Genomic DNA, 19,213 nt, shown 5'->3' on the forward strand with positions numbered 1-19,213 from the left:
TGATCATAAATTTTCCATATCAATATAAGAAATTTTAGAAATCTTATTTATCACTATTTGTGCTTTAATCATCTCCTTCAAATAAGAAACATGGGAAATTATACCGATTTGTCGTCCGGTCATCATTTGAAACTTAGAAAGCTTAGGCATAACTTGAGCCAAAGTATCTTCATCAAGATTTCCAAACCCTTCATCTAGGAAAAAAGCTTCTATTTTTAACTCACTATCTCTTATTTTATCAGATAAAGCTAAAGACAAGGCTAAAGATACAAGAAATTTCTCGCCTCCAGATAAAGTTTTTACCGTTCTTATTTTATTAACATCTTTTTTGTCTTCAATTAAAAAATCAAACTCCTTGCTCTCTTTGTTAGTTTTAAGCTCAAAATCAGGAAAAATCCACCTTAAATACTTTTCATTTGCCAGCCTTAAAATATCATTAATTAAAAAAGTTTGAACATAATATTTCAATCCAGAAGATCTAATAACCACCTTCCTTAAAACATCTAGCTTGTCTTTCCTTTCTTTGGCAAGATTTAATTCTCCTCTTAACGCGTCTAAATTAATTTTTTGTTGATTAATCTTTTTTTGAAGAGTTTCAAAATTTAAAAGCTTTATTTTATACTTTTCGATATCTCTAGATAAAAATTCAAGCTTAGAACTAATTGATAAACTTAATTTTTGTAAGAAATAAAGACTATTCTTATTAATTTGTTCCAAAACAGTTTCTGATTCAAAAGAAAATGAACTGAAAAAAACGCTTTTTAAATTTGAGACTATGTTAATAAAACTATTTTTCTCTTCGTTTAATCTCGCTTTTAAAGTCAATATAGATTCCTTTATAAATTTAATTTGGGTTTCAGTTTTAATTTTTAAATCTTCTAAATCTTTAAGATTTAAAACAAGCCCATTCCATTCATTTTCTATATTTTTCTGCCTAGCCAAAATAACATTAAATTCTCTTTCTAAAGAAGAATAGTCACTAAAACTTAAATTTAAATTAAGTTTTAATAATAAACTTTTAATCTTTAAAAGATTTTGATCAAACTTTTGATTTTTTAAGGAAATCTCAATTTTTAAATCTTTTTCCTTAACCTTAAATTGTTCAAGCCTTTTCAATTTATTTTCAAATGCTAAAATTTTTTCTCTGTCAGAATAATCTATGTATTTATCAAATAATTTTTTTCCAATCAATCTTAAAATTTCAGCATTATTCTTTTTAAATTCCAGAGCATTAATCTCTTGCTTAGAGATTTCTTCTTGTCTGCAAGATAGCTGATATTTAAGTTCATCAATTTGATTTTGTATTAAATGAAGTTTTGAATTTAAAATGTAAAGCTCTTTCAAACTACAAACCGACAATTTATCTTTATGCTGATAATTTTTATATTCAATCTCAATATATTTTAGCTTCTCTTTATCGCTCTCAATAGAAAAATTTTTATCATTAAGGTATTTTAACAACTCTTTATACAAATCAATCTTAATAATATTTTTTTCCTTATTTTTATTACAATCTTCTTTGTCAGTAGATTGTAATAAAAATTCCAACCTATCTCTATATTTTGAAATAATCTCATCGTTAAAAGTTTGGAATAATTTCAATGCTTCATAGTAAACATATTTATCAAAATCGAAATTAGATTTCTCAGAAGAAATACTTTTAATCTCATCATTTTTCTTACTTTGAGACTTCAATAATGATTTTTTTTTATTTTCAAGACTATTTTTTCTTAAAATCAAGCTTTGACGATCATTCTTAACAGATCTCAAATTAAAAATATTACAATTTTTATTGTAAAGTTCTTTAATATAATTAAAATTATTACTATCCAAATCTTTAATTTCTTTTAAATTGTTTATCACTTTTAAAAGCTCCAAATCAAGCAATTTGCTATCATTAAATAATTCGCCTTGCATAGCAACAAGATTTTTCAAATTCCAAAAATCTGAACACAAATAAATTTCTCGATCCAAGTCCAAATTTTCTTTTAATTTCTTTTGAAGAGAATAGTCCATCTCTAAAGAATCTTGATATTCAATCTGAGAAGATAATTGATCCTCTAAAGAAGACATTTCAATTTCCAAGCCTAAATATCTCTCATTGGAAGCTATTGCCTGATTACACAAAGAAATAGCTCTTCTAATATTTTCAAGATCAATTTCTAATCGACCAATATCAACTAAATCTAAATAATCCTTAAGAGATTTATATTCCCTCTCATCATAATCAAGGATTGATTTTTCATAAGATTCAGAATTTAATAATTTATCTATAGTAAACTTTGTAAGCTCAAAGTCACTTTTTAAATAAAATTCCAAATTATCATATTTTTTTAAATTAAAAATATTATCAATTATTGCGGTTTTCTCTTTAGGAGTTGATGTTAAAAATTCTTGAAAATTACCTTGTGGTAAAATTACAGTTTGACAAAACTGATTAAAGTCTAATCGACAAAGACTTTTAATATGCTCTAAAACATCAGTTCGGCCCTCAATAATTCTATTATCAAAAAAACAACTAAGCAACATATTCTTAGGAGTCTCTATATTTTTTACATTAAGCTCAATAAAAGATTCATAAATCTTCCCAGAAATAGTAAATGTTAATTTAACGTAAGCACTAGTCTCCCCTTTTGATATAATATCTACAATTTTTTTTCCAAGCCTATAAACACGAGCATATAGCGCCAAAGTTATGCAATCTAAAATAGTACTTTTGCCTGATCCGGTATTGCCAGAAATTAAAAAAATACCTGATTGCCTTAAAAAAAGAGTATCGAAATTTAATTCATGCTCACCTTTATAAGAAGCAATATTTTTAAATATGAGCTTATTTATCCTCATATTCGCCCAAATATCCTTTAGCTAAAACCTCGTTAAAAAGAGAAATAAGCTCTTCTTCCTTAAATTTAATATCCTTAATAACACCATTCTCAAAATCTCGTTTCAATTTTTTTTCAAAAAAATATTTTTCATCCATTTCAAGCACTTCGAGTTCTCCAATAAAGCTGGAATCGTCTTGTAAATCCTGACTTGAGAGCAAAGAATAGGAAATAGAAACTAAATTTATAAAATTAAGCTTTGCCAGATCATAAATAGTCTCCTCAGCACTAGTATCAACCGCCTCATTAAGTTCGATTTTCAAATAAATAGTAAAAGACTCTTCTTTCTTGAAATTAGTAAAAAAGTCAAGAACTTCATTCAAAGAACCTTTAACAAAGATTAATTTATTGAAAATCGGCACAGGAAATGCTTCTTGTAAGATTAATTTATTGTGATTAAAATGCAAAACATTTATATATTTATCATGAGTCTCATTAAATGAATATTGCATAGGAGATCCTGAATAAACAATATTATCCTTTAGTTTCATGAATTTATGAACATGCCCAAGAGCAACATAAGAAAAAGCATTTCCAAAAACATTAAAAGGGATAATATAACTACCCCCCAAAGTATCAATCTTTTTACTGCTGCCAAAAAAAGAATGCGCCATTAATATTTTAGGAATTCCTTTATATTTGGTTTCTAAAAAATTAGATAAACTTGATATCTTTTCTCTGTAAGCATTTTCTAAATTTTCAAGAAATAGTTTGCTGGAAGACTGATCTTCTAATCCAAAAATATTGTCAAAATTTTGCCCCAAAATAAGCCTTTCATTTATGTGTGGAAGGCAAACAACAATAAACTTAAGATTTTCATTATCTTTTAAGAAAACTATTTGCTCATCAGAATCATATTCTGTGATTAAGAAAAAATTAAACCGTGAGAGAAGTTTTTTATTAATACTTAAATAATCTTTTTTGTCATGATTTCCAGAAATAACCACACACCATTTACAAGAAGTAAAAGAAAGCTCGTAAAAAAAATTATTTACTAATTTTTGCTCTTCAAATCCGGGCCTCTTGGAATCATAAACATCTCCAGCAACAAGCAAAAGATCTATCTCTTCTTTTTTAATAAATTCTAAAAGAAAAGATAGAAATTTTCTCTGTTCCTTAAGTATTGAAAAATTTTCAATTTTTTTTCCAATATGCCAATCTGAAGTATGCAAAATTTTATAATTGCTCACAAAATACTCTCACTTTTTTTAATTCTTAAATTATGTTTATATATTATAATACAATATATAAACATAAGGAATTTATGCAAAATAAAAAATTGATAATAGTTGAATCACCAACAAAAGCTAAAACAATAAAAAAGTTTCTTGATGACTCGTTCCTAGTAGAAGCATGCATTGGACATATAGTAGATCTGCCAAATAATGCAAAAGAAGTTCCCAAAGAATATAAAAAATACGAATGGGCAAATATTTCTATAGATTATAACAATGGATTTAATCCAATTTACATTATTCCTAGCAATAAAAAACCAATTGTATCAAAACTAAAAAAATTGGTAAAAACAATCAATGAAATATATCTTGCAACCGACCAAGACAGAGAAGGAGAAACCATAGCATTTCACTTAAAAGAAGTATTAAAAATTAAAAATTATAAACGGATGATATTTCACGAAATCACAGAAACTGCAATAACCGAATCACTAAAAAATACTAGAAATATAGATATAAACCTTGTTAATGCCGGTGAAGCTCGAAGAATATTAGATCGACTATACGGATATACCATCTCTCCGTTACTTTGGAAAAAAGTAGCTTATGGACTTTCTGCTGGGCGAGTACAATCTGTTGGATTAAAATTGTTAATAGAAAAAGAAAAAACTAGAATAAATTTTAAAAAGGCCAATTATTATTCAATTTTACTTCAATGTAAACACGACAAAAAAGATTTACTATTTGAAACAAAATTAGAAGAAATTGACGGTAAGAATATAGCAGAGGGTAAAGACTTTATAAACGAAACTGGAAAACTTAAAAATAGCGACAAGACAATAATAATAACCCAAAATTTAATGATCGAGCTTGAAAAAGAATTGAAAAATGGACAAAAAATTGAATTAATTTCAATAGAAACTAAAAAAATAAAAATATCTCCTCCAAAGCCATTTACTACATCCACACTTCAACAAGAAATAAATAAGCGCCTTAAAATTGGAACAAAGCAGATTATGCAACACGCTCAAAAACTTTACGAACACGGATACATTACCTATATGAGAACAGACTCTCATAATATTGCTAAAATTGCAAGAGACAAAATAACAAAAATAATAAAAAACAAATACGGGAAAGAATATGTAGAGGAAAAAGATAGAATTTATGAAAAAGAAAAAATGGCTCAAAATGCACATGAGGCAATAAGGCCTTCTGAAATGTTTATTCCAAACGAAAACATAGAAATAGAAGGCGAAACTGCTAAAGAAATTTACAAAATAATATGGGATAGAACCATTATTTCTGGAATGAAAGATGCAATAAAAGAAAATATAAAACTGACTTTTAAGTATAAACACTTAATTTTCAAATCAAGTTTTACGAAAGTAATTTTTGATGGATTCCTTAAGCATACTAAAGAAAAAGATGAATATCTTAACATAAATTTTGACTTAATGAAAAAAGGAGATATATTTGATATAGTTAAAATGAAAACAAGCGAGCACGAAACAAAAGCTCCATTTAGATACACAGAAGCATCTCTTGTGCAAAAAATGGAAAAAGAAGGAATAGGTCGTCCTTCCACCTATTCTACAATTATATCAACACTTTTGGAAAGAGAATATGCATTCAAACTCAACAACACATTAATACCAACCGTAAAAGGGGCTGCTGTAATAAATCTTCTTGAGAAATATTTTCCAGTACTAATTGAGCTAAATTTCACCTCTAATATGGAAGAAAAATTAGATAAAATAGCAATAGGAAAGCTAGATAAAATAAAATATCTAAGCAAATTCTATAATGGAAAAAAAGGGCTAAAAAATACAGTAATGCAACTAGAGCCTAAAATTAATTCCTCTGAATTTAGAACTGTTATTGAAAGTCAAAACGTAGAAAATAAAGATAATAGCATTAATTATACAATAAACATTGGCAAATATGGGCCTTATTTAATATTCAAAGGACATAATTACTCAATCAACGCAACAACTCCATTAGAAAATTTGTACAAAAAAGATGAAATAGAAAAAATAATAAATGAAAAAGAACTAAAACCAAATATACTTGGTGTTGATCCTTTAACAGGACTTAATGTAATTTTCAAAAATACAATTTATGGAAACATTGTACAACTTGGAGAAGATACTTACGCTCCTCAAGAATATACAAAAAAGGGGAAACCTAAAAAATTAAAAATAATAAAAGCAAAAAAAGCATCAACTAAAAAAATTGATCCTGAAAACATAACATTAGAGCTTGCTTTAAAATTGCTCTCACTACCAAAACCGATCGGCAAGCATCCTCAAACTAATGAACAAATCATTGCTGCAACTGGCGTTTTTGGAGATTATATTAAAACTGAAAGCGGAAGTATTGCTTGCTCGCTAAAAAAAGATGTAAAAGCATATGATATAACGCTAGATAGAGCTATCAGCTTACTCAATGAAAGAGTTAATAAAGTGGGCATAATCGTTAAAACGATCACATTTTCTAAAAACAAAATTGGCAACAAAATATATATTTACAAAAAAAACGACAAATTTTATGCTAAAATTAAGAGAAAGAAAATTGATTTGCCTGATAACATTAATCTTGACGAAATAAATGAGAAGTATGTATTCAGTTTGTTATGAATATGAATGATTTCAAACTCCCAATTTATAAATACAAAGATGAATTAATCAAAGTATTAAAAAAAAATAATGTTTTAATTGTTGAAAGTCCAACAGGCAGTGGAAAAACCACCCAGCTACCAAGAATAATATATGAAGCGGGTTTTGCAAAATTAGGAAAAATTGGAGTAACTCAACCAAGAAGAATAGCCACAATATCAATAGCTGAATATATTGCCAAGCATATTGGTGTAAACCTTGGAGAAGAAGTTGGTTATAAAATAAGGTTTGAAGAAATTACAAGTCCAAGAACCAAAATCAAATTAATGACTGACGGAGTGTTACTGCAAGAGCTAAAAAAAGATACATTGCTTTATGAATATGACGTAATCATAATAGACGAAGCACACGAACGAAGTTTAAACATCGATTTTATATTAGGTCTTATTAAAGACATTTCAAGAAAAAGAGACGATTTTAAAATCATCATTTCATCTGCTACAATAAACACAAAAATATTTTCAAAATATTTCAACAATGCACCAGTTGTTAGCATTGAAACTATTGCATACCCAGTACAAATAATATACAATCCCCCTCTTTTAAACACATCAAAAGGAATGATATTAAAAATAAAAGAAATTGTCTCAAACGCAATAAAAGAAAAAAAAGCAGGAGATATTCTTATATTTTTATCTGGAGAGAAAGAAATAAAAGAAACTATAAAAGAATTGCAAGAATTAAACTCAAAAAAAAAATTAATAATATGCCCTTTATACGGTCGAATGTCTAAAGAAGCTCAAGAGCAAATATTTGTAGCTACTCCTAAAAATAAAAGAAAAATAATAGTGTCAACAAACATTGCAGAAACTTCAATCACAATTGAAAATATTAAAATAGTAATCGATAGCGGAAAAGTTAAAACAAATAAATTCCAAACAAAAACTCATACCTATTCGCTTCAAGAAGTTCCAATTTCAAAATCATCAGCAACTCAAAGAGCCGGTCGAGCAGGAAGACTTTCAAAAGGAACTTGCTACAGACTTTACACAAGAGAAGATTATCAACTAAGAGAAGATTATCAAAAAGAAGAAATATATAGAACAGACCTATCTGAGGTAATACTAAGAATGGCAGATATTGGAATCAGGGATTTTACTCACTTTGACTTTATATCAAAACCATCAAAGCATTCGATTCAAACCGCAAGCAACATATTAAAATCTCTAGATGCCATAAACAATAAAAACGAACTTACAGAAATTGGAAAATATATGATACTATTCCCATTAGTGCCAGCACATTCAAGAGCATTAGTTGAAGCAATGATAAATTACCCACAGGCAATCTATCAAACTACAATAGGTTTGTCATTTTTGTCCACAAGTGGTATTTTTTTACTACCCCAAAATGAAGAGATGGAAGCCAGACAAGCTCACTTAAAATATAAAAATCCAATGGGAGATTTAATTGGGTTTATTAATATCTTTGAAGATTTTAAAAAAGCTGTAAATAAAGAGGCTTTCACAAAGGAAAATTATTTAGATCTAAAAGGACTTGAAGAAATAGTAAATGTGCAAATGCAACTTGAAAACATTGTTAGCAAATTAAATATACCAATAATACAAAAAGGTGTTCTTGATAACGAAGGATATTTAAAATCAATAATGAGGGGAATGAGAGATTATATTTGCTTTAAAACTTCAAAAAAGAAATATAAAACCATCAAAGCCCAAAACGTAATAATTCATCCCGGATCACTTATTAGTACCGATTCTGTTAAATATTTCGTTGCAGGAGAAATTATAGAAACTACAAAAATGTATGCAAGATCCATCGGCGTCTTAAAAAAAGAATGGATTGATGATATTAACCTTAATGAAGAGTTTCAACATAAAAACATGCACACCAAAGAGAGCCAAATAACAAATACCAAACAAACAAAAATTATCAATGAAATCAAAATAGGAAAAAAAATTTTCAAAGCAGAGTTCAAAAATAACATCTATGTAATAAAAATTAGCCTAGAAGTACTAAAAGAAATGATTTCGAAAAACGAATTAAATACTCAAAATAATGAAGATTTGAAAAAAATTAAAATACAATTGATACATAAAAATGTAACAGTTTTCAGTAATAAAAAATTTTTAGAAATTATAGAAATAGTGAAAGGCATGGGAAAAAATTGGCATTGTATAAAAAAATATGAAACAAACAATGTAAGCATTGATGAACCTGAAAAGATGAAAAATCTTTTAGAGAGCACAATGCAATTTATAAGCTCTCCCTCAAAAAAAATTGCTCTTTTTTTATCATTAGAAACAGATCACTTGGGAAATTTTAGACTAAAACCCAAACAAAATTTCATAATGGCAATAGAAGAATCTATGGAAAGCATAAAAAGCCTAATAGAAAACAAAGAATACATACAAAAGTTACATTTTATAAAGAAATTAATAAATAAAGTTTACAAAAAATTAAATTACTTTTTCTAAAACCTAGCCCTTGAAAGTCTTATTATAATAGAAAAGATAATAATCAAATATTATTAAAAGTTAGCAGTAATGCTAATATAATTTAAAATTATTTTCATTATTCTCAAAACAAAGTTTATAATAAATTATGGAATGGTTATCCTTTTTTTATGTTTTATTATTTTTAGTAATTGCTCCTTTTGAATTACATAGCAATAATAAGGAAAATACGGAAAATTTATTAAAGCTATACATGCTTTATGATTTAACTAACAACTTGCCAAAAGAATTGGAAATAATAAATAAAATTAAAAATTTTGACTTAGAACAATATTACCTGCTAATTACAAAATACTATCTAAAAATAAAAAAATATAAAGAAGCTAATAATTTTTTAAACAAAATAAACAAAAAAAAGATTAAAAATCAAAAAATAAAAAACGAAATCATTTCACTAAAATTAAGAATAAATGAAGATAATATTAATGAAGAAGAAATAAAAAAAATTTTAAATAATGAAAAAAATATAGATGTAAAAATAATTTATCAAATATTTAGTCTTATAAAGTTTAAAAATAAACAATTAGCAACAAAAATCAAAAACCTAATACTAAAAAACTATCCCAAAAGTATTTATTCTTATAAAATAAAAAGAAATGAATAAAAAAATATTAATACTACCAATATTAATTTTAAGTATTTTGTCAGGACTAATGTTGTCCCAATCAATCACTAAAAAAGCCAAATACAAAATTATTAGGGGTTATTTTATAAATAGCAATTATGTTCTAGTGAAGATTGAAAATAAAGATCTTAAATTCACTATATCAAAACCTATTTACGACAAAAAGCTGAATAATTACTACTTTAAAGGCCAGACAACAAGCAGTTTCTTAATTTCCAAGAATGTTGACATTGCTATTAATACAAGTCCATACGAAGTTAAACAAAACATGTTTTTCCCAAAAGGACTATACATATATAATAACAAAATGATTTCAAAACAAATAACTAACTATGGAGAGATTGTAATAAAACACAATAAAATTATATTAAATCCCAAAGAAGACGAAATAAAAACCTCCAATTACGGATTTAGCGGATTTTTTGTTTTAATTAACAATGGAAATTATAAAAAAAATTTCAAAGAAACAAGACATCCAAGAACAATAATAGGAACTGACAAAAATAACAAGTATTTATTTCTTGCTACAATAGAAGGAAGGGGCGTCAACAATAGCAAAGGAGCTTCTCTTAATGAGGCTATTGATTTTGCATTAAGCTATGGTATGACTAACGCCATTAATCTAGATGGAGGAGGCTCAAGCACTCTTGTTGTAAAATCAAATAACACTCCTCACAAATTAAACTTCACTGCAAACATCTTTGGACAAGAAAGATCTGTCCCATTTCATTTAGGAATAAAACTTCCTAATTAGAAAATCTCCAACCAATATTAAATCCAAGCATAATCTCAGTTGTTAACCCAGAAAAATTTTTATAATTAGAAAATGGAGAAATAGAAAGCATAAACAAAGGCCTAATGTACAAACCCTCAAAATCAGGGATAAAAAGATCAGCAGCAAGTCCCATACTTAAAAAAAAGAGATTGCAGTTATTAGAACTCAAATCAAAGGTATATTTGAACCCAATTAATGGAAAAAGCATTCTAATCTGCTCTTTGAAAATCATTGGATATGTTCCATAAAGCCCAAACGAGAAATATCTTCCATTATGAGTAGTAACAAAAGCCTCTTTATAAGACATTTCAAAAAGAGCATAATTTGCATCAAAAAATAAATTAAAATTAATCCCATGATCTGACCTAGTAAAATTTGGAGCAAATTTAGTGGAGCTTGTTTTATCAGTATAATTAGTAAATTGATAAAAAAAACCTCCGCCAAAAGAAAGTGGATAAGAAACAATAAAATTATTAGAAGAGATGAGAAATAAAATAAAAAAAAGATATTTCTTCATTAACAATCCTTAAAAATTCTAAAAAATACTATATTATTATAGTAGCATACTAAAGTAGTATATAAAAAATCAAGGAAACTATGAATACAAAAACATTATATTTAATAACCTTAATTCTTTTAGCTTGCAATAAAAATAATAAAATTCCTCTCATTCAAAAATTGAACTTACCCAAAAGTAGCATTCTCGGCTTTAGCAATAAAACAGGTATAATAATAAAAGATTATGCTTTTCTTAGTAAAAGCACTAAGAAAAGTAGCGAATTGGATTACGATTACGCAATTCTACTTAGAAAAGATGAAGTCGTAAAAATTGAAAAAACACTAGAAAAAACAGAACGCTATGGAATTGAAGGGAACTGGATCCTAGTAAATTACAAGGGAACTAAAAGCTATATCTTTAGCAAAGACATAAATATAGTCAACAATCTAATAATTGAACGCTCTAAATAGATCCACTACATAACTAGAAAAAAGTCCGATCAATATAACAAATTACTTATTTTTTTTCTTATGTCTATTTTTCCTTCTTTTTTTCTTCCTTTTATGAGTAGAAATTTTTTTTAACTTTCTTTTTCTTCCGCAAGGCACTCCCTAAATCTCCTTATCAACATTAAAAATTAAATTCAAAATGTTATCTAAATCATCCTCTGGATGAAACCATAAAACATTAGAAATTTTGGCAAAAAAGGTCATTTGCCTTTTTGCATATAAAAACGAATTTTTGTTTATCAAACTTATTATATCATTTAAACTATAACAAGGTCTACTTTCCCATAACAAAAACTCATTATAGCCTATCCCTTTAAAAGCCGGCGTATTTTCATTATAACCTTTACTAAACAAATCTTTAATCTCGGAAAGTAGGCCGCTATTGAGCATTTCATTAATTCTTATTGATATCCTAGTTTTCAAATCTTCAAAAGATCTTTTAAGACCTATAATCAGAATATTTTCAAATTCGCTATTCTGTTTTTTTTCAAATTGGCTAATAGGAATTCCTGTTTGATAATAAACCTCAAGCGATCTTTTAATACGATAAATATCATTCTTATTTAACATATTAAATCTTACGGGATCTACATTTTTCAATTCTCTTAAAAGATAGGATTTGCCTTTAAGATCTAAAAGATTATTAACATAAATTCTTATTTCAGAAGTAACCAAAGGTGTTGAGGGAAATCCATCCTTTAAATGTTTAAAATAAAAAGCAGTACCCCCTACAAATATAGGAATTTTTTTTTTCTGTCTTATTTCTTTTACTATTCTTAAAGCTTGCTCGTAAAAAATCCCAAGAGTATATTCTTTTTCGGGATCTAAAAAATCTACTAAATGGTGCTTTATATGTTTCATTAAATTTTTACTTGGCTTTGAAGAAGCTATATTAAACTCTTTATATACTTGAATAGAGTCAACATTAATAATTTCCGCCTTATTTCTTGGAAAATGAAACAAAATATTGCTTTTGCCCACAGCTGTAGGGCCAAAAATAAAAACTATTCTATCTTCCTTCAATTGAATAGCTAAATTTACCAGTCAAAATGTCATTAAAAGCTTGTCCTAATATTTTATCATCAAAAACAGCATGTTCTGCTAAAGAAATATTGTCTATGATTTGCTCTGTGCGTATTATAGTCGCAACAACAAGTTCATAAAAATTTCCATCAAAATCTTGTATTTTTTTTAAAGGCACTTTAGTCATTTAATCTCCTTATAAACTAAACATATTAAATATATTAAATAAGTTTAGCTAATTTTTTAAGTTTCTTTTATCAATTTCATCTCGAATTAATTCAAAAACTTCATTTGAATTAATATTTGTAACATCAATTACTAAATCGGTCTTTGAATAATAATCATCAATATCTATATTGTAAATAGATAAATATCTTTTTTTATCATTTTCATCTCTATTAAAAGTACTGCTTAAAACATCAGAATACATCCCCCCCTCCCTAGTCATTATTCTCTCAGCTCTAACTTCCATTTTAGCATAAAGATATATTTTTAAATCAGCGCTCTTAGAAATCCAAATAGCAAGACGAGAAGCAAGCACTGTATTGTTTTTTTGGGAAAGTAAAGACAATCTCTTATCAAGATACCTATCCCAATAATAATCATCTCTTCCTATTATCTCTTTCTCATAAAACTCTGAAAAAGGAATATTATGCTCTCTTGCAATATCATGAAAAGTGTAATTAATAAACTCAAGACCATAATGTTTCGCAATCATGCTACTTACAGTAGTATTACCGCAACCGCTCTTACCAGAAAGTGCTATTTTCATTCAACATTCCTTATTTGCTCTTTTATTTTTTCTAAATTTAACTTCATATTCAAAATCAAATTTTTAATATCAAGATCAATCGCCTTATTACTCATGGTTGTTATTTCTCTATGCATTTCTTGAGAAAGAAATTCAAGAACTTTGCCACATATCTCATATTCAAGATTTTTATAAAAAACTTCTATATGAGAATCTAAGCGTATGATCTCTTCATTAATGTCTAGACGAATTGCCATTTTAGCTGCCTCTTCTGCAATGTTTAAATCTCTAAATTCACCCATTAATTTAGAGATATTTTCTTTAATGCTTGCAAATAATCTAACATTTATATCATTACAAGCATTCTTAACAATTTTAAGATCTCGCTCTATTAGCGCAAGGGTTGCAACTATATCTGATTTAGTATTTTCTCCTTCAAAACTTCTGGCATTATTGTAATGAAATAAGGTTTCCTCTAAAACATCTTTAAATAGCCCATAAATCTCTTCTTGATGTTCAGTATCCTCATCAATTATCAAAGCTCCTTTTAACGATAAGAAATCGCCTAAACTTAGTTCGTTTTTTATATTAAGATCAGTATGTGCCAAAGAATCTCTAAGTCTAGAAATAGCCTCAATATAATTAGGATTAACTGTAAAATTCATACTAGGAACCAATTCTTTATATCCTACATTTAAAAAAACATTGCCTCTGCTAATATATTTTGAAATCAAATTTCTTATATCAAGATCATAACTAGTAAAAATTTCTGGTAGTCTAAGTTTAAATTCTAAAAATTTTCCATTATAAGATTTTAAATTAACACTAAACATATAGTTGCCAATTATCTTTTCCAAATGAAAAAATCCCGTCATGCTTTTCACTATAATACCCTTACAGAAAATCGTGTAAAATAAAATTATTGCCAGCACCCATTGTAATAAACAAGTCTCCAGATATTAGTAAACTTTTTATAAAGTTAATAGAATCTTTAACATCTTTAAAAAAATAAGTATTTTTATTTATTTTTTTAATATTTAAAAACAATTTAAAAGAAAGCTCATCTGGATTAAAATTTTCCCTGTTAGAAAGATATATATTGTGCAAAATTAATATATCAGCAACATTAAGGACTTCAACAAAATCATCAAAAAATTCTTTTGTTCTTGTGAAGGTATGAGGCATAAAATCCAAAATTATACGTTTGTTCTTATAGAAATTTTTAATACCAAAAAGAGTATCTCTAATTTCCCTAGGATGATGAGCATAATCATCCATGTAAATTATTCCCTTTTTCTCTTTAATAACTTCAGACCTTCTTTTTATACCACTATAATTTTTTGCAACTCTCTTTACTACTTCTTCAAAATCAAAAATTGATTTTCCATTACTTTCTAAAAAAAGATTTAAAGCTAAAAGCGCTGCCGAAAAATTTAATATATTATGAAATAAAACGGTCCTAAGTTCAATATTGTGCAAGCCTAAAAAAGAAAAGCAAAAATATTCATTCTTAACTACAATGTTACTTATTTGAAAATTGGACAAATCTCTAGATCCAAAGCTAAAAATATTTATATCTTCTCTATTGATTTGACTTTTAATTTTAAGCAAATTCTTATCATCAGAATTAATTATTAATATTCCATTTTTCTTCAAATTATTAATATATTGTAAAAAAGCGTCTTCAAGAGCCTCATAATTTTTAAAAAAATCAACATGTTCATAGTCAACATTGGTTAAAATGAGCATATTAGGACTAAAATGTAAAAAATGTTTTTTATACTCACAAGTCTCAACAATAAAAATATCGCTAATGCCGGCTATTGTAGAATTATCTCCAAAATCTTTAACACTTGATCCCACAATAACATTAGGATTTAATCCTAATTTATCAAAAAGAATACCTAAAAACGCCGTAGTGGTAGTTTTACCATGAGAACCTGCAATTCCAATACTATAGTGCTTTCTAGAAAGCTCACCAAGAACCTCAGGATAAGATAAAATAGGTATATTCAATTCTTTTGCTTCAAGCAAAACTTGCAAACCGTTCTTATCATAAGCTGAAGAATATACTATTAAATCAAAAGATCTATCAAGCTCTTTTAATGAAAACTCATAAATATTTTCATAATAAAATATTTCATTATTACTTAAAATATTATCAGTATAAAATTTATCAGGAACATCTACCCCTTCTACAAAATACCCTTTTGAATTTAAAAAACAAGCCAGAGAACAAACTCCACTTCCCTTTATTCCTACAAAAAAAATATTATTCAAACTGTCAAAATCAACCTTCATAACTCTCTTCTAAATAATCTTTTTTGTCATAAAATTTATGTATAACTATATCAATAGATGATATATTAATTATTGTATACTTAAGCACGTTAGTAATAATATAAGTTCTAAGCATTTCTGTGTTATTAAGTAAGTTGTTTCCAAGAGGAATGTTTAAAAACAGCTTAAAAAGGTAATTGCTCCCATCTTTTTTGATTTTAAGATCATAAACAATGTAACTTCTATCATACTCAGAAACACAATGTTCAATAATTTGCCTTACAGCTCTCTTAGAAATAGATAAAGCCCCTTCTTCATAAAAATGAGGCCTTACAACAGATCGAATATAATTTTTTTTCTTAGCAAAGAACCATCCGCTTTTGAAAAAAACTTTAATTGGGTTTAATAACAAATTAGGTCTAACAGACTTTATTTCAAAAGCAGCTGCTGGTACAACATGCTCCCCCATTTGCCTTGAAATCCTTGCTTTTTCTATTTCCTGCCTGGTTGAAACATCTGTTATGTAAATAATCTTAAAAAGATTTGGCAATAAAAGTCTTGAAATTATTTTATCTATCATTTTAAGACTTGTTCCTAATATTAATATTTTACTAAATTCTTCTTTTCCAAGAACTTCAAGCATTTCGCTACAATGAGCATCATCTTCAAATACAGATCGCTTTACTGCCCTAAAAACATTATCTTCAAACTTAGCAGAACTCCCGGCAATAATTTTCATGTTTTTAATCAACACACCATCATCAATTATTAAAGGTATTGAATACTTATCTGCTACCAAATGTGATCTAAAACTCTTACCAGTTCCAGCAGATCCTACCAATGCATACACCTTAACCCTAACAAATTTATGCTTAATACTAGTTGCAAAGTTTTTAAACTTGCTTAATATTTTTTTAAAAAAAATATTACTTGAGAAATTCTGAAAATTCATAAACGCCAAAAATATCTTTTACTTGCTTTAAAAATTCTAAACTAGGCTTAGCATAAAATTCATTCTTTTTAAAGAATGTTTCATTAAATTTTACCAAAAAAGCATGTAAAAAGTAATCACTTTTCTTGAATTTATTATAATATTTCTTGTCATTAATCAAAGGATGTTCGTTAAACGAACACTGAGACCTTATTTGATGAGTAAAACCCGTTTCAATAACAATCTCCGCAAGAGTAGCTCTCTTAGAAGACAATATCGGATTAACCTTTGTAATTGCATTAATGGAATCTTTATCCTCTAAAACAAAAGTTTTTTTCAGCCTTTGATTTCTAAATAAATGATTTTTATAAATAACAGTTGACTTAACCTCACCTAAAAGTATTGCAAAATATTTTTTAGTTACAGAACCACTACTAAATGCCGCACTTAACTTTCTTGCAACATTTATATTTTTTGCAAAAATAATAATACCAGAAGTATTCCTGTCAAGCCTGTGAACTGCCGAAGGCTTAAAGCTTAAAGATCTTAGATCTTCCCTTAAAAGATAAGAATTCACTAAAAAATCAAGAGAGTTTTTGCCTCCATGAACCAAAATGCCTCTTTGCTTATCCATAACAAGCAAATCACTGTCCTCATAAATTATTCTTTTTCGAATACATTGAAAATCAATATTGCTTTTATAACATTCACCCATAGCTAAATGCAAATTTTGAACTAAAGATTTATACAAATAAATTTTATCACCTTTACAAACTCTATATGAAAAAGATGGTTTTAGACCATTAAGTCTAATATCACCTTTTCTAATATATTTTATTATTCTAGCTTTAGAAAAATTTAAAATTTTAATTAAAATTGAATCTAATCGCTTGCCATTATCATTATCAAGAACTTCTAAAAGAATATACTTATCTAAACGCAAGAAATAATCATCCTAATAAACTTTGCTATATTTTTTACAAAAAAAATTAACTATTAAAAATGTAAATATAGAGACAAAAAATGATGGAAAAACAGGGTGAAAAAACCAAATATTAAAACCAAAGCATAAAATACACAAATAAAATATCAAACCCAAAAACATAGAAGCAAATGCTGCTATTTTGCTTGCAAAATTTAAATAAAGTCCAAAAACAATGATAGGAAAAAATGAAACTTCTAAAGCTCCAAAAGCAAAAATATTAACAAAGAATAAAAAATTGGGAGGAAAGAAAGAAAATATAAGTATTATTAAAATAAAAAAAACATTGGAAATCATTATCACTCTACCAACCTTTAAATCTTCTTTTAAATCTTTTTTATAAATAAATATTGACTTTATTAAAACAGATGTTATTAATAGTAAATTTGAATCTATTGTGGACATTATTGCAGATAAAAGCCCTATAAAAAAAATAAAACAAGAAAAAGGATTTAAAACTTTTAAAGCTACATTTAAAACAACTTTATCATTTGGATGCAAATCTGGAAAAAGAATAATCGCAAAAAACCCTATTAAATGCATCAAAACAATTAAAAAGCTGATAATAAAAGTAGAAATGGGAAGCGATAATTTTATAGCATTCCCATCTTTAAATGCTATAAAATTATTAATAATCTGGGGTTGACCTAATATTCCTATCCCTATTAATATCCAAAAAGAAATTATATATTGTGGTTTTAGATCAACATTCGAAGGTAGTAATAGGTTTTTATCCAAACTAGACGCTGCTGTCTTGAACAAATTATTAATACCACCTCCCAAATCTAACATTTTGGAAAACAAAATAACAGATGAAACGAGCATTAAAAATCCTTGAATCAAGTCCGTATAAGCTACTGCCTTAAATCCACCAAAAAATACATAAATAAAAATTAATAGGGCAAAAAGCAAAAGACCAACTGCATAATTAATATCCCAAAAAACTTCTATAAGTTTAGCACCACCTATTAATTGTGCAGAAATCAAAAACATTAAAAAAAAAATTAATACACATCCACTTATTAATGCCAAAAAATCACTTTCATATCTATATCTAATATAATCAATAATGTTTATTGCATTAATTTTTTTCGATTCACGATTTAATCTCTCGCCAACAATAATAAAAGCAATTAAAGTTGTAGGAATTTGTATAATAGCTAATAATATAAAAGATAGCCCATACTTATAAACAGCAGAAGGACCAGAAATAAAACTACTAGCACTAATATAGTTGGAAGAAAATAGCAAGGCCATAACAATAAAATTAATATTTCTATTTGCAAGAAAGTATTTATTTAATAACAAGAAATTACCTCTATTTCTTTTTTTTAAAAATATAAAAATAAAAAATTATTAATAATGTATCAAGTCTTACTAATTACTAAAATAAAAAAACAAACCAAAAAAAAATTTATGCTGGGAAACAAAATTCCTGATAAAAAAAACCATAAAGGAATATTAAATATAGTAGCTGATGTATTTATAAAATAGGCACAACAACACCATAAAAAAAACATACAAATATACAATAATATAGCGTACAGAATCCTATTTCTCATCTAAAACAACCTTAGCAAAAGAATATCAAAATTTATAAATTCAAATATAATGTATATTATAATATAC

General features: G+C 26.7%; 17 protein-coding genes. 5 read left to right on the top strand and 12 right to left on the bottom strand.

Annotated features, from left to right (window positions below; translation table 11 throughout):
* Positions 1 to 3: 3 nt before the first annotated feature.
* Both BLA33_RS00075 and BLA33_RS00080 read right to left on the bottom strand, forming a co-directional pair.
* Complete coding sequence (locus BLA33_RS00075) at positions 4 to 2,844, bottom strand: AAA family ATPase (RefSeq protein WP_075226281.1); 2,841 nt, start codon at positions 2,842 to 2,844, stop codon at positions 4 to 6.
* Entirely contained in the window at positions 2,831 to 4,072 is a 1,242-nt protein-coding gene (locus tag BLA33_RS00080) for an exonuclease SbcCD subunit D (protein ID WP_075226282.1), read from the bottom strand. Before BLA33_RS00080 ends, BLA33_RS00075 begins: the two co-directional genes overlap by 14 nt.
* Before the next feature lie 74 nt (positions 4,073 to 4,146).
* On the opposite strand from BLA33_RS00080, the gene topA reads away from it, so the two are divergent.
* The 4 genes from topA (at position 4,147) to BLA33_RS00100 (ending at position 10,588) form a co-directional block, all read left to right on the top strand.
* On the top strand, positions 4,147 to 6,696 hold the full coding sequence (gene topA, locus BLA33_RS00085) for a type I DNA topoisomerase (RefSeq protein ID WP_075226283.1): 2,550 nt from the start codon (positions 4,147 to 4,149) through the stop codon (positions 6,694 to 6,696).
* A 2-nt stretch (positions 6,697 to 6,698) separates the two neighbouring features.
* Entirely contained in the window at positions 6,699 to 9,170 is a 2,472-nt protein-coding gene (locus BLA33_RS00090; RefSeq protein ID WP_029346634.1) for an ATP-dependent RNA helicase, read from the top strand.
* A gap of 127 nt (positions 9,171 to 9,297) precedes the next feature.
* The gene (locus BLA33_RS00095) at positions 9,298 to 9,813 is read left to right on the top strand and encodes a hypothetical protein (RefSeq protein ID WP_029358694.1); all 516 of its coding nucleotides are present in this window, start codon (positions 9,298 to 9,300) and stop codon (positions 9,811 to 9,813) included.
* Entirely contained in the window at positions 9,806 to 10,588 is a 783-nt protein-coding gene (locus BLA33_RS00100; RefSeq protein ID WP_029346635.1) for a phosphodiester glycosidase family protein, read from the top strand. The genes BLA33_RS00095 and BLA33_RS00100 overlap by 8 nt, the downstream gene beginning before the upstream one ends.
* Here BLA33_RS00100 and BLA33_RS00105 read toward each other — a convergent pair.
* The gene (locus BLA33_RS00105; protein WP_029346636.1) at positions 10,581 to 11,126 is read right to left on the bottom strand and encodes a hypothetical protein; all 546 of its coding nucleotides are present in this window, start codon (positions 11,124 to 11,126) and stop codon (positions 10,581 to 10,583) included. The two genes, BLA33_RS00100 and BLA33_RS00105, sit on opposite strands and share 8 nt — an antisense overlap.
* Before the next feature lie 80 nt (positions 11,127 to 11,206).
* On the opposite strand from BLA33_RS00105, the gene BLA33_RS00110 reads away from it, so the two are divergent.
* Positions 11,207 to 11,578, top strand: a complete 372-nt coding sequence (locus tag BLA33_RS00110; RefSeq protein WP_029346637.1) for a hypothetical protein — start codon at positions 11,207 to 11,209, stop codon at positions 11,576 to 11,578.
* A gap of 141 nt (positions 11,579 to 11,719) precedes the next feature.
* Here BLA33_RS00110 and miaA read toward each other — a convergent pair whose 3' ends face one another.
* The 9 genes from miaA to BLA33_RS00155 are packed head-to-tail and all read right to left on the bottom strand — an operon-like array spanning position 11,720 to position 19,146.
* Positions 11,720 to 12,640 (bottom strand): tRNA (adenosine(37)-N6)-dimethylallyltransferase MiaA, encoded by a 921-nt coding sequence (gene miaA, locus BLA33_RS00115; RefSeq protein WP_075226284.1) that lies wholly within the window; start codon positions 12,638 to 12,640, stop codon positions 11,720 to 11,722.
* Positions 12,627 to 12,827 (bottom strand): DNA-directed RNA polymerase subunit omega, encoded by a 201-nt coding sequence (locus BLA33_RS00120; RefSeq protein ID WP_004792432.1) that lies wholly within the window; start codon positions 12,825 to 12,827, stop codon positions 12,627 to 12,629. Before BLA33_RS00120 ends, miaA begins: the two co-directional genes overlap by 14 nt.
* 48 nt (positions 12,828 to 12,875) lie before the next feature.
* Complete coding sequence (cmk, locus tag BLA33_RS00125) at positions 12,876 to 13,412, bottom strand: (d)CMP kinase (protein ID WP_004792457.1); 537 nt, start codon at positions 13,410 to 13,412, stop codon at positions 12,876 to 12,878.
* The gene (locus tag BLA33_RS00130) at positions 13,409 to 14,275 is read right to left on the bottom strand and encodes a YicC/YloC family endoribonuclease (protein ID WP_029346638.1); all 867 of its coding nucleotides are present in this window, start codon (positions 14,273 to 14,275) and stop codon (positions 13,409 to 13,411) included. The genes cmk and BLA33_RS00130 overlap by 4 nt, the downstream gene beginning before the upstream one ends.
* A 10-nt stretch (positions 14,276 to 14,285) precedes the next feature.
* Positions 14,286 to 15,692, bottom strand: coding sequence for a UDP-N-acetylmuramate--L-alanine ligase (gene murC / locus BLA33_RS00135; RefSeq protein ID WP_075226285.1), 1,407 nt, complete (start codon positions 15,690 to 15,692; stop codon positions 14,286 to 14,288).
* A complete protein-coding gene (locus BLA33_RS00140; RefSeq protein ID WP_029346639.1) occupies positions 15,682 to 16,623 on the bottom strand; it encodes a hypothetical protein in 942 nt (313 codons plus the stop codon). Before BLA33_RS00140 ends, murC begins: the two co-directional genes overlap by 11 nt.
* Positions 16,598 to 17,545, bottom strand: coding sequence for an RluA family pseudouridine synthase (locus BLA33_RS00145; protein ID WP_029346640.1), 948 nt, complete (start codon positions 17,543 to 17,545; stop codon positions 16,598 to 16,600). The genes BLA33_RS00140 and BLA33_RS00145 overlap by 26 nt, the downstream gene beginning before the upstream one ends.
* 12 nt (positions 17,546 to 17,557) lie before the next feature.
* Positions 17,558 to 18,892, bottom strand: coding sequence for a sodium/pantothenate symporter (panF, locus tag BLA33_RS00150; protein WP_233436592.1), 1,335 nt, complete (start codon positions 18,890 to 18,892; stop codon positions 17,558 to 17,560).
* Between the two features lie 59 nt (positions 18,893 to 18,951).
* Positions 18,952 to 19,146 carry a DUF997 family protein gene (locus BLA33_RS00155; protein ID WP_075226287.1) on the bottom strand — a complete coding sequence of 65 codons (195 nt, stop codon included), beginning with the start codon at positions 19,144 to 19,146 and terminating at the stop codon, positions 18,952 to 18,954.
* Positions 19,147 to 19,213: the final 67 nt, after the last annotated feature.

This window comes from Borreliella garinii (genome assembly GCF_001922545.1).
Taxonomy (GTDB): domain Bacteria; phylum Spirochaetota; class Spirochaetia; order Borreliales; family Borreliaceae; genus Borreliella; species Borreliella garinii.